General features: G+C 73.0%; 17 protein-coding genes and 1 riboswitch. Of the genes, 6 read left to right on the top strand and 11 right to left on the bottom strand.

Annotated features, from left to right (window positions below; all coding sequences use genetic code 11):
- Nucleotides 1-53: 53 nt before the first annotated feature.
- From IE278_RS03455 to IE278_RS03430, 5 genes are read right to left on the bottom strand one after another with little or no spacing between them, the layout of a single operon-like run.
- A complete protein-coding gene (locus tag IE278_RS03455; RefSeq protein ID WP_189768506.1) occupies nucleotides 54-923 on the bottom strand; it encodes a class I SAM-dependent methyltransferase in 870 nt (289 codons plus the stop codon).
- A gap of 44 nt (nucleotides 924-967) precedes the next feature.
- Complete coding sequence (locus IE278_RS03450) at nucleotides 968-2914, bottom strand: glycoside hydrolase family 9 protein (RefSeq protein WP_189768505.1); 1947 nt, start codon at nucleotides 2912-2914, stop codon at nucleotides 968-970.
- A complete protein-coding gene (locus IE278_RS42110; protein WP_246569800.1) occupies nucleotides 2911-4734 on the bottom strand; it encodes a sensor histidine kinase in 1824 nt (607 codons plus the stop codon). Before IE278_RS42110 ends, IE278_RS03450 begins: the two co-directional genes overlap by 4 nt.
- Nucleotides 4731-5423 (bottom strand): winged helix-turn-helix domain-containing protein, encoded by a 693-nt coding sequence (locus IE278_RS03435; RefSeq protein WP_189768504.1) that lies wholly within the window; start codon nucleotides 5421-5423, stop codon nucleotides 4731-4733. Before IE278_RS03435 ends, IE278_RS42110 begins: the two co-directional genes overlap by 4 nt.
- Nucleotides 5424-5466: 43 nt before the next feature.
- A complete protein-coding gene (locus tag IE278_RS03430; RefSeq protein ID WP_189768502.1) occupies nucleotides 5467-6246 on the bottom strand; it encodes an enoyl-CoA hydratase/isomerase family protein in 780 nt (259 codons plus the stop codon).
- 306 nt (nucleotides 6247-6552) lie between these two features.
- Between IE278_RS03430 and cbiE the strand changes: the two genes are divergently transcribed.
- On the top strand, nucleotides 6553-7818 hold the full coding sequence (gene cbiE / locus IE278_RS03425; protein ID WP_189768500.1) for a precorrin-6y C5,15-methyltransferase (decarboxylating) subunit CbiE: 1266 nt from the start codon (nucleotides 6553-6555) through the stop codon (nucleotides 7816-7818).
- A complete protein-coding gene (gene cobM / locus IE278_RS03420) occupies nucleotides 7815-8564 on the top strand; it encodes a precorrin-4 C(11)-methyltransferase (RefSeq protein ID WP_189768498.1) in 750 nt (249 codons plus the stop codon). Before cbiE ends, cobM begins: the two co-directional genes overlap by 4 nt.
- 71 nt (nucleotides 8565-8635) lie before the next feature.
- Here the strand turns inward: cobM and IE278_RS03415 are convergent, their stop codons facing one another.
- Nucleotides 8636-9778, bottom strand: a complete 1143-nt coding sequence (locus IE278_RS03415; RefSeq protein ID WP_189768496.1) for a cobalt-precorrin-5B (C(1))-methyltransferase — start codon at nucleotides 9776-9778, stop codon at nucleotides 8636-8638.
- A gap of 18 nt (nucleotides 9779-9796) precedes the next feature.
- Between IE278_RS03415 and IE278_RS03410 the strand changes: the two genes are divergently transcribed.
- Nucleotides 9797-10540, top strand: a complete 744-nt coding sequence (locus tag IE278_RS03410; protein WP_189768495.1) for a cobalt-precorrin-6A reductase — start codon at nucleotides 9797-9799, stop codon at nucleotides 10538-10540.
- Between the two features lie 81 nt (nucleotides 10541-10621).
- Here the strand turns inward: IE278_RS03410 and cobJ are convergent, their stop codons facing one another.
- The 3 genes from cobJ to IE278_RS03395 form a co-directional block, all read right to left on the bottom strand.
- A complete protein-coding gene (gene cobJ / locus IE278_RS03405; RefSeq protein ID WP_246569929.1) occupies nucleotides 10622-12064 on the bottom strand; it encodes a precorrin-3B C(17)-methyltransferase in 1443 nt (480 codons plus the stop codon).
- A 77-nt stretch (nucleotides 12065-12141) separates the two neighbouring features.
- The gene (locus IE278_RS03400; protein ID WP_189768493.1) at nucleotides 12142-12804 is read right to left on the bottom strand and encodes a precorrin-8X methylmutase; all 663 of its coding nucleotides are present in this window, start codon (nucleotides 12802-12804) and stop codon (nucleotides 12142-12144) included.
- 45 nt (nucleotides 12805-12849) lie between these two features.
- The gene (locus IE278_RS03395; RefSeq protein ID WP_189768492.1) at nucleotides 12850-14280 is read right to left on the bottom strand and encodes a ferredoxin-like domain-containing protein; all 1431 of its coding nucleotides are present in this window, start codon (nucleotides 14278-14280) and stop codon (nucleotides 12850-12852) included.
- A 64-nt stretch (nucleotides 14281-14344) separates the two neighbouring features.
- A riboswitch (cobalamin riboswitch) is annotated at nucleotides 14345-14477 on the top strand.
- 71 nt (nucleotides 14478-14548) lie between these two features.
- On the opposite strand from IE278_RS03395, the gene cobN reads away from it, so the two are divergent.
- Complete coding sequence (gene cobN / locus IE278_RS03390; RefSeq protein WP_189768491.1) at nucleotides 14549-18142, top strand: cobaltochelatase subunit CobN; 3594 nt, start codon at nucleotides 14549-14551, stop codon at nucleotides 18140-18142.
- 152 nt (nucleotides 18143-18294) lie between these two features.
- Nucleotides 18295-18936: a superoxide dismutase gene (locus IE278_RS03385; protein ID WP_189768489.1), complete on the top strand. Its 642-nt coding sequence runs from the start codon at nucleotides 18295-18297 to the stop codon at nucleotides 18934-18936.
- Nucleotides 18937-18954: 18 nt separating this feature from the next.
- Here the strand turns inward: IE278_RS03385 and IE278_RS03380 are convergent, their stop codons facing one another.
- Together IE278_RS03380 and IE278_RS03375 are read right to left on the bottom strand one after the other, a co-directional pair.
- Nucleotides 18955-19407 carry a flavodoxin family protein gene (locus tag IE278_RS03380; protein ID WP_189768488.1) on the bottom strand — a complete coding sequence of 151 codons (453 nt, stop codon included), beginning with the start codon at nucleotides 19405-19407 and terminating at the stop codon, nucleotides 18955-18957.
- A gap of 243 nt (nucleotides 19408-19650) precedes the next feature.
- The gene (locus tag IE278_RS03375; RefSeq protein ID WP_189768487.1) at nucleotides 19651-19926 is read right to left on the bottom strand and encodes a hypothetical protein; all 276 of its coding nucleotides are present in this window, start codon (nucleotides 19924-19926) and stop codon (nucleotides 19651-19653) included.
- 165 nt (nucleotides 19927-20091) lie between these two features.
- Here IE278_RS03375 and IE278_RS03370 point away from each other — a divergent pair, with 165 nt between their 5' ends.
- The gene (locus tag IE278_RS03370) at nucleotides 20092-20421 is read left to right on the top strand and encodes a hypothetical protein (protein WP_189768486.1); all 330 of its coding nucleotides are present in this window, start codon (nucleotides 20092-20094) and stop codon (nucleotides 20419-20421) included.
- Nucleotides 20422-20424 lie beyond the last annotated feature (3 nt).

Here is a 20424-nt window from a genome sequence, read left to right as displayed (position 1 = left end):
GGCCACCCACAGCGGCTAGGGCCGCCCGCAGCGGCTAGCGCCACCCCCAGCGGCTAGGGCCGCCCTTCGGCCGTGGGGGCCGTGCGCCAGACGGAGATCTCCGTGCCCGGCTGGTGTACGGAAAAGCTGCCTGTGGGGGAAGCCGCCCGCAGCAGTCGGCGTACGTCCTCCTCGAAGTCGTCCCGGCGTGCGCCGAACAGATGAGGGGCGGAGAAGGACATCGAGAAGACGCCCGCCACGACGTCGTCGGTCGTGCGCTCCAATGCCTGTCCGCCGGGCAGCACGTGCCGCTCGGGGCCGGTGAATCCCACCCGGTCGAACACCGCCGCCTCACCGCCGGGAGTGCCGTGCGGCAGCACGCCCCGGCCGGCCCGGCGAACCGGCCCCAGATAACTCCGCACCAGTTCCCTCAAGGCCGTGTGGGGCACCGCCGGATGCGGCAGCCCGCCGACGGCACGAGTCTCCGTCCGCGCCTCGGACTTCAGGTCGGAGATGTGCACCAGCGCTCCGCCGGGCCGGAGCATGTCCCTGACGGTGGCCGCCACCAGGTCGCGGTCCATCCAGTGGAAGGACTGGGCGAAGGCCGCGACGGTGAACACGCCGAGGCCGGCGGGCAGTTCCTCGGCCCGGGCCCGCACCCACCGCGTCTTCCCGCTCACCCCGCGCTCCGCGGCCGCACGGGCGGCTTCGGCGATCATCCCGCTGTCCGGGTCCACGCCCACGACCTCGCCGAACAGGTCCGCCAGAGTCAGGGCGACGGTGCCGGGTCCGCATCCCACGTCGATGAGGCGTCCCCGCCCGTCGAGTCCCAGGACGCCGGCGAGCGCGTCCGCCAGTCCGGGGGCGTACGGGAGTCTGCCGCGCCGGTAGTAGGCGGCCGTGCCCAGGAACAGTGTGTCGTCCCACTCCCAGTCAGTGGTCATGTCCGCCTTTCACCCGGTATCTCCGCCGAAGTGTCTGCGTGACACTACCGGTCGTCGGCCCGTGCGGTGAGTGCGAAGGCCAGCAGTGCCGTCGTGGTGAAGTCCAGCGCGGGCTCCACGGTCTGCCAGGCGCCCACGTCGTCCAGGTACCGCGCGCCCTTGCCGTCGAAGTCGGTCCAGGCCCCGGCCGGCGGGGCGGCCGTGCACTTCTTCATGGTCGGGAAACTGTTCAACTCCTCCAGTTTCGCGGCGGCGTTGGGGCCGTTGACCACGGCGCCCCGCAGGATGGCGCCCTTGCCGTCATGGCTGCCCGCGAGGTTGGCCAACTGGTGTTCCGGGCAGTGCGGGTAGACCTCGCCCGCGCCGATCACGAAGCTGGTGCCCCAGGGGTTGGCGCCGAGGGCCCACCCCCGCTGCCGGCCGGTGAAGGCCGCGTAGCGGGTGTCCCCGGTGGCCTCGGCGTAGAGGCGGGCGGTGGCCACCAGGCCGAACGTGTGCGGGACGGCGTCGAAGTCGTCGTAGACGGCGCCGGCCCCGAACGGGTCGTGTCCGGCGCGGGCGACACCGTCCTCCAGTTGGCGGCGCAGATCCTCGTACAGGTCCGCGGCCCCGATCCCGTTGACCCGGGAGCCGTCCAGGACGGTGGCCATGTCCACATGGGCCAGGGCGCTGACGTCGGCCACGTTGAGGGTGCCCTTGACGTCGGAGGCCAGGTAGTTCCCGGCCCAGCCGGCCGCGGCGTCGGCCCAGTCGCTCTCCCGGTCGTCCCCCAACTGCCGTGCGGCCAGCGCCAGTTCGGCGCCGCCGAACTCCATGTCGTCCTGCCAGGAGTCCTCGGGATAGAAGGTGCCCGGGATCGCGGTGAGCGGCGGCTCGTCGGGGTCGGGCTCGGTGTCGGCCAGGTCGTAGACGGCGGCGGCCTTCTCCAGCCAGTCCCGGGCCTTCGCCGGGTCCGTGTCGGCCGCGCGCTGGGCGGCGAGCGCGAAGGCCGCGGCCACGCGTCCCGCCAGGCTGGGGCTGATCGCCTCGCCCGGCTCGGCCGCGCGGAAGACCGGCCGGTGCTTGATCGTGTAGTCCGGGTCGCCGGGTGACACATCGAGCCGGTCGTCGGCCTCCGGCAGCCGCCATACGTCGTGATCCGTCCGTACGGCCTCGTTGCCCGCGCCGATGCCGACCTGTACGTAGAGGGTCTCGCTGTCCCCGTCCCACATCCTGTCCAGCCAGGCCAGCCCGTGCGAGGCCTCCGCGGACAGCTCCGCCATCCCGGGGAGGTCGCGCTGCGCGAGCAGGAGTTCGGCGACGGAATAGGAGGTCGTGCCGGTGAACTTGAGGAAGTCCCCCGCGTCGAACCAGCCGCCCGAGACGTCGAGCTGTTCGCCGGTCGGGGTCAGCTCCTCGTCGAGCAGTTCGGTGCCCTCCTCGTCGTACTCGGGCGGGGCGTAGACGGTGGCGTCCCGGTCGGCCAGATGGGAAGGCCCGTGCCGCAGCGTGTGCCGGGGGCCGTCGGTGACCACGTCGGCTCCGTCACGCTGTGCCTGAAGGAAACGGACGTTGTCACGTACGAGCGGGGTCATCAGCTCGCGGGCCCCGGCGATCCGGAAGGCGGGCGAGCGGCCGGCGGCGGTCCCGGTCAGGACGATGCGGTACGTGCCGGGGGTGTCCAGCGCGGAGAGATCGACGGTACGGACCGAGGGGTACTTGGCGTTCCAGCGGCCGGTGACGGCTCCGAGTCTGCCCGCCGCCACGACCCCGTTCTCGGCGTCGACGACCTTGTAACGCGCTCCCGCCAGTGCCGCCGTGGGCCCCATGACGTAGGCCCGCTTGCTCTCGCCGCGCACATAGCCGACCTGGTCGACCCGTACGGCCACCTCGGTCGACGAGGGCTCGGCGCCGCCGCCGAAGGGCAGGCCGTGCAGGCTCGCGGCGACGAGGAGGATGCCGAGTCCCGCGGCTGCGGTGACCAGCAGGCGGGGTGCGCGCGGAGAGTTCATGCGCCTACGGTGCCGGAGCGTTCATGAGATGAGGATGAGGGCCTTGCGGCGGCCACGTGCCCGGGCAGCCGCAACTCGGCGAGCAGCCCGCCACCGGGAGCGTCGGCGAGACGGACACTGCCGTGATGCAACTCGGCAACCCAACGAACGATTGCGAGCCCTGCGCCCGTTCCCGGGCTTGCGCCCGTCTCCGGGCTTGCGCCCGTTCCCGGGCTGGCGCCCGTCCCCGGGCCGACGCCCGTCGCAAGTACCGGGCCCGTCCCGAGTCCCGCGCCCGTTCCCGGGCCGGTGCTCCTCTCCAGGCCGGCGCCTGGCTCCGGGCCTGCGCCCGTCCCGGGGCCCGGGCCCGTCCCCGGCCGCGGTCCCGTCCCCAGGACGATGGTCGTCTCTGGGCCAGTGCCCGTTCCCAGCCCGGCGCCCGTTTCCGATCCCGCGCCTGTCCCCGGGACGGCGCTCGACTCTCGGACGGCGCTCGACTCCGGTGCGGCGTTCGCTTGTGGGACGGCGCCCGCCTTCGGGACGGCCTCCGTCTCCGAGGCGGTGCCCGCCTTCGGGACGGCGTTCGTCTCCGAGGTGGCGCCCGTCCGCCGGGCGGCTGCGCGCCCCGAGAGGGTTGCTGCCCCGTAGGCGGCTGAGGGCCCAGCGACGGCTGAGAGCCCTGAGGTGGCTGTCCGCTCCCAAGGCGTTCTCGATCGCCCTGTGACGCCCCGGGTGAAGACCCGTTCCCGGTCTGCGAGTGGTATGCCCGTGCCGTGGTCCCTGACCGTTATCAGGCCGGGGGTGACCGTGATCTCCACGGGTGAGCCGGGTGGGCCGCCGTGGCGTTGGGCGTTTTCGATCAGGTTCCGTACCGCCTGGGCCAGGAGGTCGGGGTCCCCGCGTACCACCACCGGCTCGGAGCTCACCGTGACGTTCTCGTGGTCCGGCAACTCCTCGACCGTGGTCTCCACCAGCTGGTCGAGGCGCAAGGGCACCAGCTCGACCCGCTGGGTGCCGGCCTCCGTGCGGGCCCTGGTCAGCAGCCCGGTGACCAACCGGCTCAGCCGGTCCACCAACCGCAGCGTCTCGGCGGAGGAACCGTCCCGCTCCACCACCAGCCGTAGCGTCGCCAGCGGTGTACGCAGCTCGTGCGCGGCCTCGGCCAGGAACTGCTCCTGCTGACCCAGCGCGCGCAGCGCGGGACGCATGGCCCTGCCCGACAGCAGATGTCCGACGGCCGCCGCACAGCAGACCAGGGCCGTACAGCCGAGGGCCAGCCAGCGAACGAGGAGATCGTGATCGTGTTCGCTGCGCGCCGACGCCGTGCCGACCAGCACGGCCGCCCCGATCCGGTCGCCGTCCCAGACGGGAGCCGCCGCCCACCTCAGCCGCTCACCCTTCTCGGAGGGGGCGCTGAGGACGACGGTCTCCTGCTCCTCCAGGACGCTCCGCCACATGTGGTCGAGCCAGTCCTCCTGGGGCAGCGCCGATCGTGCGGGAACGACGTTCCAGACCGACGGCGACCCTCCCGGAGCGAGCTCCAGGACGGCCAATACCTCGGCGCTCCGGGCGAGTTCGTCCTCGCGGAGCGGCTCCAGGTGCAGTGCCCCGCCGTCGAACCAGACCGCCCGGGACAGACCGACGGCGCGGCTGTCGACCTCGTGGTCGAGGCCCGACCGACGGGACTGGGAATCGATGCGGACGGCGACCGTGGCGAGTACGACAAGACAGGCCGCGGTCGTCGCGGCGAACAGGAGCGTCATCGTCCGACGGGTGCGCCGCAGCCGGGCGACGGCCGGAGACACGGAGGGCACGGCTGCCGGGCGGCGCAGGCTGATCATGTCCGCGCCCCGGCGGCCGGGTTAGGGTCGGCGTCGCCCAGCCGGTAGCCGACGCCGCGCACCGTCCCGATCGGGTCGGGCGGCCCGAGCCGCCGGCGCAGCTGGCCGATCAGGACGTCCACGACGTTGGACATCGGCTCAGCCGCCTCGTCCCAGCAGCGCTCGATCAGCTCGGTGCGTGTCACCACCTCGCCGGCGCGCAGCATCAGTACCTCCAGCACCGAGAACTCCTTGGCCGACAGGCTGAGCAGTACTCCGGCCCTGGACACGCGGCGCCGCGGCAGGTCTACCTCCAGGTCACCCGCCCGCAGGACCGGCAGCCGCGCGGGCTGCTCCCTGCGGCACAACGCACGCACCCGTACGACCAGTTCGGCGAAGGCGAAGGGCTTGACCAGGTAGTCGTCCGCCCCGTGTTCGAAGCCGGCCACGCGGTCGCTCACCGTGTCCAGCGCCGTCAGCAGCAGAAAGGGCAGCGCCGATCCCGTGCGCCGGTGTTCGGCGAGGAGGGTGAGCGAGTCGCCGTCCGGCACCGAGCGGTCGGCCACGACACAGTCGTAGCGGTTCACCGAGAGCTTGAGATCCGCTTCGGCCAGCGTCCGCGCGAGGTCCACCGCGAACCCCTCGCCACGAAGCCGGGCTGCGACGACGGGCCCCAGATCGGGATCGTCCTCCAAGACCAGTACGCGCATGACCTGCAGCTTAGACGGTACGGAAACCGTGGCCCGCGGGCCCTCACCACGGTGCGGGGCGCCCCTTGAGCCGCTGCCAGTAGCGGCGGTGGGCGTGCCGGGCGCGGTCGTCCGTGATGAGGGCGGCCAGCTCGGTGTCGAGAGGGTCGGCGAGTTCGGCGATGTCGCGCAGGGTGGCGGCCTGGCAGGCCCGCTTGGTGAACGCGTACTGCTCGACACAGTCCTCGGGCGTCTCCTCGGCGACGGCGACGGCCCGGTCGAGCAACTCCTCGGCCGGCGCCAACTCGTGCAGCATGCCCAGCGCGTGCGCCTGGTCCGGGGTGAAGATCTCCCCGCGCAGGCAGGCGCGGGACGCGACGGGATCGCCCCAGGCGTGGGCGAGCATGCGGACGTACACCGCGGGCATGGGGATGCCGATCAGCACCTCGTTGAGCCCGAAGCGGGCCCCCTGGGCCACGGCCACCCGGTGGTCGCAGACGGCGGCGGTGATCAGTCCGCCGGCGAAGGCGTGGCCGTTGACCGCGGCGACCGTGGGGCGCGGGTAGGTGAACAGCCGCATGTTCGTGGCCCGGTACTCCTGGAACCAGGACGCGACGGCGTCCGGAGCGCCGGCGAAGAGCGGGAGGTGCTCGCCCAGATCGAGGCCGGCGGAGAAGCGGGCGCCGGTGCCGGTGAGTACGACGGGGGACTCCGCGTGGTCACGTTCGAGCCGGTCGAACGCGTCATGCAGGTCGGCGAAGAAGGCGCGGTTCTGCGCGTTGACCGGGTTGGTCGTCATCGTCACGACGGCGACACGGCCACGCCGCTCGATCGTCCAGCTCATGCTGACTCCCTTCGGGCCGGTGGGGTGGACGGCCTGGGCCCAGCCCCGATGGTGGGGGAAGGCCATGGCGCGGGTCGACCGGACCGAGGTGAGAAACCGAGGTGGGAAACGGAGAGGGAAGTCGGAAGCCGCACCGCGCACGTGGTGGAACGCGGCGTCCGGCAAGGGAGCCGGAGAGGTGCACCCGAGCGCAGGTGCGCAGGTCGGCGCCCAGTAAAGTGCGTTTCTGCTGCCCGTCCCGAAACCCCTCCCGCCCACTCGCGAGACTCCTGCGAGACCCGCTCCCGAATCCCGAGGTACCGAGCCGTGACCCCCGCCCGATCCGGACCGTCGCCCGCCGTCACCGTCGTCGGGATCGGGGCCGACGGCTGGGAAGGCCTGCCAGGAACCTCCCGCACGGCGCTTCGCGACGCCGAGGTCCTGATCGGGGGAGCACGCCAACTGGACCTGCTGCCGCCGGAGTGCGCCGGGGAACGGGTCACCTGGCCCTCACCCCTGCGCCCCGCCGTCCCCGGCCTCCTCACGGCGCACACCGGCCGCCGGATCGCCGTGCTGGCCAGCGGGGACCCGATGTTCTACGGCATCGGCCGCGCCCTCACCGAAGAACTCGGCGAGCTGCGCGTCCTGCCGCACCCCTCCTCCGTCTCCCACGCCGCCGCGCGCCTCGGCTGGCCCGTGGAGGACGTCGAGGTGGTCACCCTCGTCGGCCGGCCCACCGCCCGCCTCGCCGCCGCCCTGCACGACGGCCGACGCCTCCTCGTGCTCAGCGCGGACGCCACCACCCCCGCCGAGGTCGCCGCCCTGCTGCGCGACCGCGGCTTCGGCCCCAGCCGGCTGCGGGTGCTGGAACAACTCGGCGGCGCGAAGGAACGTACGACGGACGAGGTCACCGCCGACGACTGGGCGCACCCGTCCGGCGACCCCCTCAACATCGTCGCCGTCGAGTGCCGCCGCGCCCCGGACGCCCTGCGGCTCGGCGCCGTACCGGGGCTGCCGGACGACGCGTACGAGCACGACGGACAGCTCACCAAGCGGCACGTCCGCGCCGCCACCCTCGGCGCGCTCGCCCCCGCCCCCGGCGAACTGCTGTGGGACATCGGCGGCGGCTCGGGCTCGATCGCGATCGAGTGGATGCGTACGCACCCCTCGTGCCGGGCGGTCAGCGTCGAGCGCGACCCCGCGCGGGCCGAGCGCATCACCCGCAACGCCGACCGGCTCGGCGTGCCCGGACTGCGGGTCGTCACCGGAGCCGCGCCCGCCGTCCTGGCCGAACTCCCGCCCCCCGCCGCCGTGTTCATCGGCGGCGGACTCACCGCGCCCGGCCTGCTCGACGCGTGCTGGGACGCGCTGCCCGCGGGCGGACGGCTGGTCGCCAACACCGTGACCCTGGAGTCCGAGGCACTGCTCGCCGACGCCTACCGGCGCCGCGGCGGCGAGCTGGTGCGGCTCGCGGTGGCGCACGCCGTGCCGGTGGGCGGCTTCACCGGCTGGCGGCAGGCGATGCCGGTGACCCAGTGGGCCGTACAGAAGACCCCCGACCCCCGTGACCCCCGTCCAGGAGCAGACAGATGACCGTGTACTTCATCGGTGCCGGACCCGGCGCCGCCGACCTGATCACGGTACGCGGCGCCCGCACACTCGCCGCCTGCCACGTCTGCCTGTACGCGGGCAGCCTGGTCCCGCGTGAACTGCTGGCCGAATGCCCGCCGGACGCCCGCCTGATCGACACCGCGCAGCTCAATCTCGACGAGATCACCGCCGAGACGCTCCGCGCGCACGAAGAGGGACACGACGTGGCCCGGCTGCACTCCGGGGACCCGTCCGTGTTCAGCGCGATGGCCGAGCAGATGCGGCGGCTGGACGCGGCCGGGGTGCCGTACGAGGTCGTCCCCGGCGTTCCCGCCTTCGCCGCCGCGGCCGCCGCCCTGAAGCGGGAGCTGACCGTGCCGACCGTCGGCCAGACGGTCATCCTCACCCGTGTCGCCCACAGCGCCACCGCCATGCCGGAGGGGGAGGACCTGGCCACCCTCGGCCGCAGCGGCGCGCTCATCGTGCTGCACCTCGCCGTCAGGTACGTGGACCGCGTGGTCGAGGAGCTGCTTCCGCACTACGGCGCCGACTGCCCCGTCGCGGTCGTCGCCTACGCCTCCCGCCCCGACGAGCTGATCATCCGGGGCACGCTCGACGAGATCGCCGGGAAGGTGAAGGAGTCCGGCGTGCTGCGGACCGCCGTCATCATGGTCGGCCGGACCCTGGGCGCGGAACAGTTCCGCGACAGCCACCTCTACTCGACCGAGCGCGAACGCCATGTCTGCTGACGGTTGAGGCGCGCGCTCACCGCCGGGCACGGCGGGCACAAGGGGCACGCGCTGACCGCGGTGTACGCGGGTCAGGCCACCGTGCTGCGCCCCACCACCGTGCCCGCCCGGTCGACGCAGATCACGTCGACTGCGACCGGCGCCCCGCGCAGCACGGCCAGTGCCTCGTCGCGGGCGGTCGTCGCGACCAGCTCGCCCAGCGGCACCCCGGCCGCCATGCACAGCTGGAGCGCGGCCAGGCCGGTGTTGGCGTCGGCCACCTCGGCGGCCAGCGCCTCGCCCGCTCCGCCGCGCCGGGCGAGTTCGGCGAGGAACCCCTTGTCGACCTGGGAACGGCCGGAGTGCAGATCCAGATGCCCCGCGGCCAGCTTGGACAGCTTGGCGAAACCCCCGCAGATGGTCAGCCGGTCGACGGGGTGCCGGCGGATGTACTTGAGGACCGCGCCCGCGAAGTCACCCATGTCGAGCAACGCCTCCTCGGGGATGCCGTACTCGGCGACGACCGTCTTCTCCGACGTCGACCCGGTGCACCCGGCGACATGCGTATGCCCCGCCGCGCGGGCCACGTCCACACCCCGCCGGATCGAGTCGATCCACGCCGAGCACGAGTACGGGACCACGATGCCCGTCGTTCCGAGGATGGAGAGGCCGCCCAGGATGCCGAGCCGCGGGTTCCAGGTGGAGCGGGCGATCTCCTCGCCGTGGTCGACGGAGAGGGTGATCTCGACGTCGCCGGTGCCGCCGTGCCGTCCCGCGACCTCGGCGACGTGCTCGCTCATCATCCGGCGGGGGACCGGGTTGACGGCGGGCTCACCGACGGCGAGCGGCAGACCGGGCCGGGTGACCGTGCCCACGCCGGTACCGGCCAGGAAGACCACCCCGGCACCCATGGGCAGCCGCCGGACCGTGGCGCGTACCAGCGCGCCGTGCGTGACATCGGGATCGTCTCCCGCGTCCTTCACGATCCCGGCCATCGCATACGTGTCCGTCAGCTCCTCGGCCGCGAGCGCGAACGACGGCGTCTGCCCTCTGGGCAGCGTGATGGCCACCGGGTCGGGAAACTCCCCGGTCAGCAGCGCGGTGTACGCGGCCGTCGTGGCCGCGGTCGCACAGGCGCCGGTGGTCCAGCCGGGCCGCAGCCCGGTGTGCTTGAGTTGGGCGCCACGGCCGCCCTTCGCCTCGCCGGCACCGGCACCCTGCTCTTCGCTGTTCATGAACGGACCCGGATCTCCATGCACGTACTGATACTCGGCGGAACGACCGAAGCCCGACAGTTGGCCGGGCTACTGCACGGTACCCCCGGCCTGGACCTGACGAGTTCTCTGGCCGGGCGGGTCGCCAGCCCGCGGCTGCCCCCGGGGGAGGTCCGCGTCGGCGGCTTCGGCGGGGCCGAGGGGATGGCCGCGTGGCTGCGCGAGCACGCGGTGGACGTGCTCATCGACGCCACCCACCCTTTCGCCGGAACGATCAGCTTCAACGCGGCGGCGGCGGCCGCCACCGCCCATGTTCCCCTGCTCGCGCTGCGCCGCCCCGGCTGGGCCCCGGTCGAGGGCGACGACTGGCACGAGGCCGGTTCGCTGGCGGAGGCGGCGGAACTGCTGCCCGCTCTAGGGCAACGGGTGTTCCTCACCACCGGCCGCATGGGCCTGTCCGCGTTCGCGCACCTGGACGCGCTGTGGTTCCTCGTACGGTCCGTCGACGCACCCGTGGCGCCCTGTCCGGCCCGCATGGAGGTGCTGCTGGACCGGGGTCCCTTCACCCTCGACGGGGAGCGACAGCTCCTCCGCCACCACGGCATCGACGTCCTGGTGACCAAGGACAGCGGGGGAGCGGCCACGGCACCGAAACTGACGGCGGCCCGAGAGGCGGGCATCCCGGTGCTGGTGATCCGCAGACCGCCAACCCCGGAGGGCATCCCCGTGGCCACCGACCCGGAGTCGGCGGCCGACTGGGTCACGAAGAGGCGCGCCTCGTAAGGGGCGCGGGGAACTGCGTACCCAGCCACGACGCACCCGCAGCCCACACACCACACTCGGCCGGTGGCGCCACCGCACGGCTCACCCTTCCGGATACCGCCGAGGTGTCCAGACGACCTCCTCGCCGCCCTCACCCCCTCGCAGCACAGCCCGAGTCTGCGAAGACCCGACCAGCAGCACGGTACGCATGTCGACCTCCCCCGGATCGAGGTCGCCGAGCCGCACGACCCGTACGCGCTCACCCGCACCGCCCACGTCCCGGGCGACCACGACGGGCGTGTCCGGGGCGCGATGTTCGAGCAGCAGCTCGCGCGCCTTGCCCACCTGCCAGGTCCGGCTCCGCGAACCGGGGTTGTACAGGGCCAGCACCAGATCCGCCGAGGCCGCGGCGCGCAGCCGCTCGGCGATGACCTCCCACGGCTTGAGCCGGTCGGACAGGGAGATGGTGGCGTAGTCGTGGCCGAGCGGAGCGCCCACGCGGGCGGCGGCGGCGTTGGCCGCGGTCACCCCCGGCAGCACCCGCACGGGCACGTCCGCGTACTCCTTCTGCGAGGCGGCCTCCAGCACGGCGGTCGCCATCGCGAAGACACCCGGGTCACCGCCGGAGACGACGGCCACCCGCCGCCCCCGCTGGGCCAGTTGGAGCGCGAACTCGGCGCGTTCGGCCTCCACCCGGTTGTCCGAGCCGTGCCGGAGCTGCCCGGCCCGCTGCGGCACGCGGTCGAGGTACGTGGTGTAGCCGACCAGGTCGTCCGCGGCGGCGAGGGCGCCCCGCGTCTCGGGGGTCAGCCACAGCGGTCCTGCGGGCCCGGTGCCGACCACGACGACCTCGCCCCGCTCCCGCACCGGCCGCTCGGCGTCGACGCGGCTGGGCAGCACGGCCACCGAGAAGTACGGCACCGACTCGGGGTCCACGTCGGCCAGTTCGGCGACCCGCTCCCCGGCCATGGTGGCCCGCTCGACGTACCGGGCCTCGTCCAGCCGTCCCGAACTCTCCAGCGCGCGCCGCACCTTGGGGAACGTGCGGCCCAGCTTCATCACCACGGCCACGTCCGTCGCGGCGAGCCGCGCGGTCAGCTCCTCCTCGGGCAGGGTGCCGGGCAGGATCGTCAGCACCTCCTCGCCCTCGGCGAGCGGGGTACCGAGCCGGGCCGCGGCGGCGGACACGGACGTGACACCGGGAATGACCTCGGTGTCGTACCGGTCGACGAGCCGCTTGTGCATGTGCATGTACGAGCCGTAGAAGAGCGGGTCGCCCTCGGCGAGGACCGCGACCGTGCGCCCCGCGTCGAGATGCGCGGCGAGCCTCGCCGACGCCTCGGCGTAGAACTCGTCCATGGCGCCCTGGTAGCCGCCCGGATGGTCGGTGGTCTCCACCGTGAGCGGGTAGACCAGCCGTTCCTCCATGTGGTCGGCGCGTATGTGCTGCGCCGCGATCGAGCGGGCGATGGACCGCCCGTGCCGGGCACTGTGGTAGGCGATCACATCCGCCTCGGCGATGACCTGGACGGCCCGTACGGTCATCAGAGACGGGTCACCGGGGCCGAGCCCGACCCCGTACAGCTTGCCGTTCTTGCCGGTCTCCCCGGTGGTCGGGTGGTTCACTCTTCCTCGCTCGCGATCGCGTTGAGAGCGGAGGCGGCCAGGGCGCTGCCTCCGCGACGGCCGCGTACGACCAGGTGTTCCAGACCGGACGGGTGCGCGGCGAGTGCGTCCTTGGACTCGGCGGCGCCGATGAAGCCGACCGGGACGCCGATGACGGCGGCCGGACGGGGCGTGCCCTCCTCGATCATCTCCAGGAGGCGGAAGAGAGCGGTGGGGGCGTTGCCGACGGCGACCACGGAACCCTCAAGACGGTCGCGCCACAGTTCCAGCGCGGCGGCGCTGCGCGTGGTGCCCAGCTTGGCGGCCAGCTCCGGAACCGACGGGTCGGACAGCATGCAGAGCACGTCGTTGTCGGCGGGCAGCCGCTTGCGGGTCACACCGCTGGCCACCATCTGGACGTCGCACAGGATCGGCGCGCCGCCACGCAGGGCCTCGCGGGCCCTGGACACCACGTCCGGCGTGTAGGCCAGGTCGCGTACCAGGTCGACCATTCCGCAGGCGTGGATCATCCGTACGGCGACCTGGCTGACGTCGGGGGGCAGCGCCGCGAGGTCCGCCTCCGCGCGGATCGTGGCGAAGGACTGGCGGTAGATCGCCGCGCCGTCCTTCTCGTAGTCGTACGTGGTCACGGTGTTCTTCTCACTGCTCTCGGTCGTCATCGGGCGTCATGCGGCTCTGGTGCGGGCTCGGGTTCGGGTTCGGGCTCAGGTGATCTCCGACAGGGCGGCGGCGAGACGGGAAGGGTCGTCCAGGGGGACTGTGCGCGCCTCATCGTGTCCGGGTGCGACGACGGACAGCCGGTAACCCCCCTCCGGGGCGGCGACGACATCGATCCGCTCGCCCCGCGGGTGCCCGCAGCGGCGCTCGCACCCGGACCAGTACAGGGGAAGGCTCTGGCGGCGGCCCGCGCCGACCGCGTCCAGCGCGCCGCCCGCGTCCAGTGCGGCGGTCGCCTCCAGCGCGGCGGTCGCGTCCGCCCGTACGTCGGCCCGTGACTTGGCGCACCCCGGCCGCCCGATACACGCGCCGACGCGCAGCCAGGGCGAGCCGGGACCGGTGACGAGGCCGACGGCGTCGAGGCGGGCCAGCGCCTCGGTCCGCCGCGCGGCGGTCGTCCCCGAAGTGGGAAGAACCACACCGCGCCACGGGGTCAGCCGCAGCTCGCCGATGGCGACCCGCGTCAACTCCCGCCACTGCGGAGCCGAGAGGCGGCCCAGCGGAACGTGCACGGACAAGGCGTCCCCGATCGCTCCCGGCGACGGGCCGTCCGAGCGGCCGGTCTCCCGGACCTGCCGCTCGTGGCCGATGCCCTCCGCCGTCAGACGGTGTCCGACCGACTCGGTCAACTCGTCGGCGCCGAGCGCCAGCTCGGCCACCCGCCAGGCGCGTGTCCCGCCGGCCCGCTCGGCCTCCAGGAACGCTTCCGCCGCCACCAGCGCGGCCCGTGGCGCATCCCGCGCCGACACGTGGAGCGCGTGGTCGGCCGATCCGAGAGCGAGTTGCGCACCGCCGTCCGCCGTCGCCCGTACCGTCACATCGGCTTCGAGACCGGCCAGATCCCCGCGCCCGTCGTCGAGCGCGAACAGGAACCGCCCCGACAGGGCCTGTGCCGCCTCGCTCGCACACAGCGCGGTGTCGAGCGCCGTCAGCCAGGGCCGTACGTCCCGCAGGCCCTGCCCGGCCACACCCTGTCCGGCCACTCCCTGCCCGGCCAGGCCTTGTCCGTCCAGGCCCTGTCCGCCGTGACCTCGTCCGTCCGGAGCATGTCCGTCGAGGCCGGACAGTGGGGAGGCGACGATGTTGCGCACCCGCTCGTGCCCGCGGGAGGGCAGCAGTCCGGCGGCGGTCAGCAGCTCGGCCAGTTCGGCTCCGCACTCCTGCGCCAGCCCGCGCAGCTGTACGTTGCCGCGCGAGGTGAGATGCACGTCACCGTCGCCCAGCCGCAGTGCCGCGTCGGCGAGCACCTCGGCCTGGCGGACGGTCAGCACACCGCCCGGGATCCTGACCCGGGCCAGCGCCCCGTCGTCCGCCACATGTAGTCGCAGGGTCCCCGGGCAGGCGTCACCGCGGTCCCGCGAGACCGCTGTGGCCTGGGACGATGGACGGAGGGCAGCCGAGGACATGGCGGCGAGCATACCTACGTTCCCGCAGGCTGTATGCCCCGCCCTTTTCCCCCGGCCCTTACTATCTCTATCGGTGGATCATCCGATCCGCCACCGCCACGACGGCGGCAGGGGAGGAAGCCGGTGTGAAGCCGGCGCGGTCCCGCCACTGTGAGCCCGGCCAGAGAATCCGGGCGAGCCAGGAACTCCCTTTCCCCAGCTCACGAGTTCGCGCGTGAGCACGGGGAGACCCACTCCACCACCGCCCGGGGCGCGGACCCCGAGGAAGGCCCGACGCCACATGATCCTTCTGCTGTCGACGTCCGACACCGACCTGCTCAGCGCTCGCGCGGCCGGCGGACCGGTGCCCTACCGCTTCGCCAACCCGTCCCGCCTCGACATCGACGGCCTCCCCGCCCTCCTGGACGGCGTCGACCTGGTCGTCGTACGCCTCCTCGGCGGTCTGCGCGCCTGGGAGGACGGCCTCGACCTGCTGCTCGCCGACGGCCGCCCGGTCGTCGTCCTCACCGGCGAACAGGCCCCCGACGCCCAGCTGATGGCCGCCTCCACCGTGCCCATCGGTATCGCCGCCGAGGCGCACGCCTACCTCGCCCACGGCGGCCCGGGCAACCTCGACCAGCTCGCCCGCTTCCTCTCCGACACGGTCCTGCTGACCGGCCACGGCTTCGACCCGCCCGCCCCGGCCCCGACCTGGGGTCCGCTGGAGCGCACGCCCCGCGAGGGCGTCGAGGGTCCGACCGTCGCCGTGCTCTACTACCGGGCCCACCACATGAGCGGCAACACGGCGTTCATCGGCGCCCTGTGCGACGCCGTCGAGGACGCGGGCGGCCGTCCGCTTCCCCTGTACGTCGCCTCGCTGCGCGCCCCCGAGCCGGAGCTGATCGAGGAGCTGCGGGCGGCCGACGCGATCGTCACCACCGTCCTCGCGGCCGGCGGCACCAAGCCCGCCGAGGCCTCCGCGGGCGGCGACGACGAGTCCTGGGACGCGGGCGCCCTCACCGGCTTGGACATCCCGATCCTCCAGGCCCTGTGCCTGACCGGCTCGCGGACCGCCTGGGAGGAGAGCGACGAGGGTGTCTCCCCGCTGGACGCGGCGAGCCAGATCGCGGTCCCGGAGTTCGACGGCCGTCTGATCACCGTGCCGTTCTCCTTCAAGGAGATCGACGAGGACGGCCTGCCGGCGTACGTCGCCGACCCCGAGCGGGCCGCCCGGGTGGCTGGCATCGCCGTGCGCCACGCCCGCCTGAGGCACATCCCGGCCGCCGAGAAGCGCCTTGCCCTGGTCCTGTCCGCGTACCCGACCAAGCACTCCCGGATCGGGAACGCCGTCGGCCTCGACACCCCCGCCAGTGCCGTCGCGATCCTGCGCCGACTCCTCGACGAGGGCTACGACTTCGGGCCGAAGCAGGACATCCCCGGTCTGGTCTCCGGGGACGGCGACGAACTGATCCGCGCGCTCATCGAGGCGGGCGGCCACGACCAGGACTGGCTCACCGAGGAGCAGCTGGCCCGCAACCCGGTCCGTATCCCGGCGGCCGACTACAAGCGCTGGTACGCGACCCTGCCGGAGTCCCTGCGCACCGCCGTCGAGCAGCACTGGGGCCCGGCGCCCGGCGAGATGTTCGTCGACCGCAGCGGCAACCCGGAGGGCGACATCGTGCTCGCGGCCCTGCGCCGCGGGAACCTGCTGATCCTCATCCAGCCGCCGCGCGGCTTCGGCGAGAACCCGATCGCGATCTACCACGACCCCGATCTGCCGCCCTCGCACCACTACCTCGCCGCCTACCGCTGGATCGCCGCCGCGCACGCGGACGGTGGTTTCGGCGCCGACGCGATGATCCACCTGGGCAAGCACGGCAACCTGGAGTGGCTGCCGGGCAAGAACGCCGGTCTGTCCGCCGCGTGCGGTCCGGACGCCGCGCTCGGCGATCTCCCGCTCGTGTACCCGTTCCTCGTGAACGACCCGGGCGAGGGCACCCAGGCCAAGCGCCGCGTGCACGCCACGCTCGTCGACCACCTGGTGCCGCCGATGGCCCGCGCCGAGTCCTACGGCGACATCGCGCGCCTGGAGCAACTGCTCGACGAGCACGCCCAGATCGCCGCGATGGACCCGGCGAAGCTGCCCGCGATCCGCGCCCAGATCTGGACGCTCATCCAGGCCGCGAAGCTCGACCACGACCTCGGGCTTGAGGACCGCCCCGAGGACGACGGCTTCGACGACTTCCTCCTCCACGTCGACGGCTGGCTGTGCGAGATCAAGGACGCCCAGATCCGCGACGGTCTGCACGTCCTCGGCAACCCGCCGAAGGGCGCCGACCGCGTCAACCTCGTCCTCGCCATCCTCCGCGCCCGCCAGATCTGGGGCGGCTCCTCCGCCCTGCCCGGCCTGCGTGAGGCCCTCGGCCTGGACGAGTCGGCCGCGACCCGCACCACCGCCGACGAGGCGGAGGCGAAGGCCCGCGCGCTGGTCCAGGCGATGGACGACGCCGACTGGGACCCGGCCGCCGTCCCCGCCGACCAGGGCGAACAGGTCGCCGCCATCCTGGAGTTCGCCGCCCGCGAGGTCGTCCCGCGCCTCGCCGGGACCACCGCCGAACTCGACCACACCGTGCATGCCCTGAACGGCGGCTTCGTCCCGGCAGGACCCTCCGGATCGCCGCTGCGCGGCCTGGTCAACGTCCTGCCGACCGGCCGGAACTTCTACTCGGTCGACCCCAAGGCCGTCCCGTCCCGGCTCGCCTGGGAGACCGGCCAGGCCCTCGCCGACTCCCTCCTGGAGCGCTACCGCACCGACAACGGCGACTGGCCCACCTCCGTCGGCCTCTCCCTCTGGGGCACGAGCGCGATGCGCACGGCGGGCGACGACGTGGCCGAGGCCCTGGCGCTGCTCGGCGTCCGCCCCGTCTGGGACGACGCCTCACGCCGGGTCACGGGCCTGGAGCCCATCCCGTACGAGGAGTTGGGCCGCCCCCGCATCGACGTGACGCTGCGCATCTCGGGCTTCTTCCGGGACGCCTTCCCGCACACGATCGGCCTCCTCGACGACGCCGTACGCCTGGCCGCCTCCCTCGACGAACCGGCCGAGGCCAACTTCGTACGCGCCCACACCCAGGCCGACCTGGCCGAACACGGCGACGAACGGCGCGCCACCACCCGTATCTTCGGCTCGCGCCCGGGGACGTACGGGGCCGGGATCCTCCAGCTCATCGACTCCCGCGACTGGCGCACCGACGCCGACCTCGCCGAGGTGTACACGGTGTGGGGCGGCTACGCCTACGGCCGTGAACTCGACGGCCGTCCGGCCCGGGACGAGATGGAGACCGCGTACAAGCGCATCGCGGTCGCCGCCAAGAACACGGACACCCGTGAGCACGACATCGCGGACTCGGACGACTACTTCCAGTACCACGGCGGCATGGTCGCCACCGTCCGCGCCCTGCGCGGCACCGCCCCCGAGGCGTACATCGGCGACTCGACCCGCCCGGAGACGGTCCGCACCCGCACGCTCGTCGAGGAGACCTCCCGGGTCTTCCGTGCCCGGGTCGTGAACCCGAAGTGGATCGAGGCGATGCGCCGCCACGGTTACAAGGGCGCCTTCGAACTCGCGGCCACCGTCGACTACCTCTTCGGTTACGACGCCACCACGGGCGTGATCGCCGACTGGATGTACGACAAGCTCACCGAGACGTACGTCCTGGACCCGGCCAACCGCGAGTTCCTCCAGGAGGCCAACCCCTGGGCGCTGCACGGCATCGCCGAGCGGCTGCTCGAAGCGGAGTCCCGCGGGATGTGGGAGAAGCCGGACCCGGCGGTGCTGGAGGCGCTGCGCCAGGTGTACCTGGAGACGGAAGGGGACCTGGAGGGCGAGGACTGACGCCCGGGTACCGACAACACAGCGAGGGCCGGAAGGGGAAACCCTTCCGGCCCTCGCTGTGTTGATCGGCGACGCTCTCCACCTTCCCACCCTTCTGCTGCTAGCGTGCAACTGCACATTGATTGCAATAACACGGCCGAAGGATGTTGGACATGGCGGTTTACACGCTCCCGGAGCTTCCGTACGACTACGCGGCGCTCGAACCGGTCATCAACCCGCAGATCGTCGAGCTGCATCACGACAAGCACCACGCGGCCTATGTGAAGGGCGCGAACGACACCCTTGAGCAGCTGGCGGAGGCCCGCGACAAGGAGTCGTGGGGCTCGATCAACGGCCTGGAGAAGAACCTCGCCTTCCACCTCTCCGGCCACATCCTGCACTCCATCTACTGGCACAACATGACCGGCGACGGGGGCGGCGAGCCCCTCGCCGTGGACGGTGTGGGTGAGCTGGCGGACGCGATCGCGGAGTCGTTCGGCTCCTTCGCCGCGTTCAAGGCGCAGCTCACCAAGGCGTCCGCGACCACGCAGGGTTCCGGCTGGGGTGTCCTCGCCTACGAGCCGCTGAGCGGACGCCTGATCGTCGAGCAGGTCTACGACCACCAGGGCAACGTCGGCCAGGGGTCGACGCCGATCCTGGTCTTCGACGCCTGGGAGCACGCCTTCTACCTCCAGTACAAGAACCAGAAGGTCGACTTCATCGACGCCATGTGGGCGGTCGTCAACTGGCAGGACGTGGCCCGGCGTTACGCCGCCGCCAAGGAGCGCGGCGACAGCCTGCTGCTCGCGCCCTGACGCCGTAGGCCCTGTCGGTCAGTCCATGAGGCCGGCGGCGAGGGAGGCGCCCAGTTCCCGGCACGCCTCGACGTCGGCCTTGTCCGGCTCGCCCGTCACGGTCACGGCCTCGGCGGAGCGCCGCCAGCCGAGGCCCTTGGCGATCGACTCGATGCCCCGGACCGCTCCGGTGACGTCGTTGCCCCCGTGCACGTAGTAACCGAAGGGCCTGCCCTGCGTCGTGTCCAGGCAGGGGTAGTAGATCTGGTCGAAGAAATGCTTCAGGGCGCCGGACATGTAGCCCAGGTTCGCCGGTGTGCCGAGCAGATATCCGTCGGCGGCCAGCGCGTCGGCAGCCGTGGCGGCCAGCGCCGCCCGCCGGACGACGCGTACGCCCTCGATCTCCGGGGCGTTCGCACCGGAGACGACGGCTTCGAACATCGCCTGGCAGTGGGGCGAGGGCGTGTGGTGCACGATCAGCAAGGTAGCCACCCCCGAACCCTGCCGTGCGAACCCGCGGGGCCGCAAACGGAACGCGGGTCGCGAACGGGGCGCGGGTGGTGGACGGCGCGCGCGTCGCGTACGTCGCAGGTCGCGAACGGGGCGATCGGGCCGCCGCCGTCGCCGACCGCGGCGGCGGCCGCGCGGTCAGCCTGCCAGCACGGTGCGGACTTCGTCCCGCCACCGAGGCCGGGCATTTCGTGGCAGTTCACGGGCCGGGAGGACGGCACCGGATCAGCCCATGGCCACCAGCGTCAGCGCGGCCAGTACGGTGATCGCGGCCACCGGGAGCATCACCGTGCGCGTCCGCTCCAGCCACGCGCGCACGCGCCCGGTGCGGTGTCCGGGGCGCCGCCGCACGGGCTCACGTGCCGTCCGGGCGGGACCCGTGGCGAAGCCGGGGCCCAGAAGGATGCTGCACCAGCGGCAGTCGCTCTCGTCGTCGGGCCAGGACGCACCCGGCACGCGCGCGAAGAACACCGAAGGCCCGTCCCCGTCCCATGTCGTCATGGCACGTTCAACGAGAGGCCACACGACCGGCTACGCCCGTGCGGCCCATCGTGATGCGGTCGTCACCGGGCGCCGGGAGGGACCGCCCGCCGGTGTGCGGTCCTCCGTGCACGGCCGCCACGGCGACCGCGTACCGTGGTGACATCACGACCGGAGGTCACACACATGTCCGCGCTACCGCACGAGCCGAGCTCAGAGGCATCCTCGGACCCGTACGAGTTCGAGTTCGCCGAGGGACCGCAGACGCTCGCCGAGCTGCGCATCGCGCTCGCGGCGATCAGCCCCGAGCTGCTGACCGCTTTCAACGCCCGGCTGGACGCCGCGACCTTCGGCTGGGACCACGACGAGGTCATCGCCAAGGCCCGCAGGACCGTGGCGTTCAAGAAGCGGGCCGCGGAGGCGGCTGCCGAGGCCGCCGCCCAGGAGGAAGCGGCCGGGGCCCAGCAGGTCGACGACCCGTGGGCCCACCTCGACGTACGGGACAGCACGCCGTGACCC

It is taken from the genome of Streptomyces tauricus, from assembly GCF_014650955.1.
Classification (GTDB): domain Bacteria; phylum Actinomycetota; class Actinomycetes; order Streptomycetales; family Streptomycetaceae; genus Streptomyces; species Streptomyces tauricus.
Note: the sequence above shows the minus strand (reverse complement) of the source record. Positions and strands in the feature narration are given on the sequence as shown.

Coding starts and splice junctions, on each gene's coding strand:
- IE278_RS03455 (WP_189768506.1), bottom strand. CDS start 923: ATGACCACTGACTGGGAGTGGGACGACACACTGTTCCTGGGCACGGCC.
- IE278_RS03450 (WP_189768505.1), bottom strand. CDS start 2,914: ATGAACTCTCCGCGCGCACCCCGCCTGCTGGTCACCGCAGCCGCGGGA.
- IE278_RS42110 (WP_246569800.1), bottom strand. CDS start 4,734: ATGATCAGCCTGCGCCGCCCGGCAGCCGTGCCCTCCGTGTCTCCGGCC.
- IE278_RS03435 (WP_189768504.1), bottom strand. CDS start 5,423: ATGCGCGTACTGGTCTTGGAGGACGATCCCGATCTGGGGCCCGTCGTC.
- IE278_RS03430 (WP_189768502.1), bottom strand. CDS start 6,246: ATGAGCTGGACGATCGAGCGGCGTGGCCGTGTCGCCGTCGTGACGATG.
- cobM (WP_189768498.1), top strand. CDS start 7,815: ATGACCGTGTACTTCATCGGTGCCGGACCCGGCGCCGCCGACCTGATC.
- IE278_RS03415 (WP_189768496.1), bottom strand. CDS start 9,778: ATGAACAGCGAAGAGCAGGGTGCCGGTGCCGGCGAGGCGAAGGGCGGC.
- IE278_RS03410 (WP_189768495.1), top strand. CDS start 9,797: ATGCACGTACTGATACTCGGCGGAACGACCGAAGCCCGACAGTTGGCC.
- cobJ (WP_246569929.1), bottom strand. CDS start 12,064: ATGACCGTACGGGCCGTCCAGGTCATCGCCGAGGCGGATGTGATCGCC.
- IE278_RS03400 (WP_189768493.1), bottom strand. CDS start 12,804: ATGACGACCGAGAGCAGTGAGAAGAACACCGTGACCACGTACGACTAC.
- IE278_RS03395 (WP_189768492.1), bottom strand. CDS start 14,280: ATGCTCGCCGCCATGTCCTCGGCTGCCCTCCGTCCATCGTCCCAGGCC.
- cobN (WP_189768491.1), top strand. CDS start 14,549: ATGATCCTTCTGCTGTCGACGTCCGACACCGACCTGCTCAGCGCTCGC.
- IE278_RS03385 (WP_189768489.1), top strand. CDS start 18,295: ATGGCGGTTTACACGCTCCCGGAGCTTCCGTACGACTACGCGGCGCTC.
- IE278_RS03375 (WP_189768487.1), bottom strand. CDS start 19,926: ATGACGACATGGGACGGGGACGGGCCTTCGGTGTTCTTCGCGCGCGTG.
- IE278_RS03370 (WP_189768486.1), top strand. CDS start 20,092: ATGTCCGCGCTACCGCACGAGCCGAGCTCAGAGGCATCCTCGGACCCG.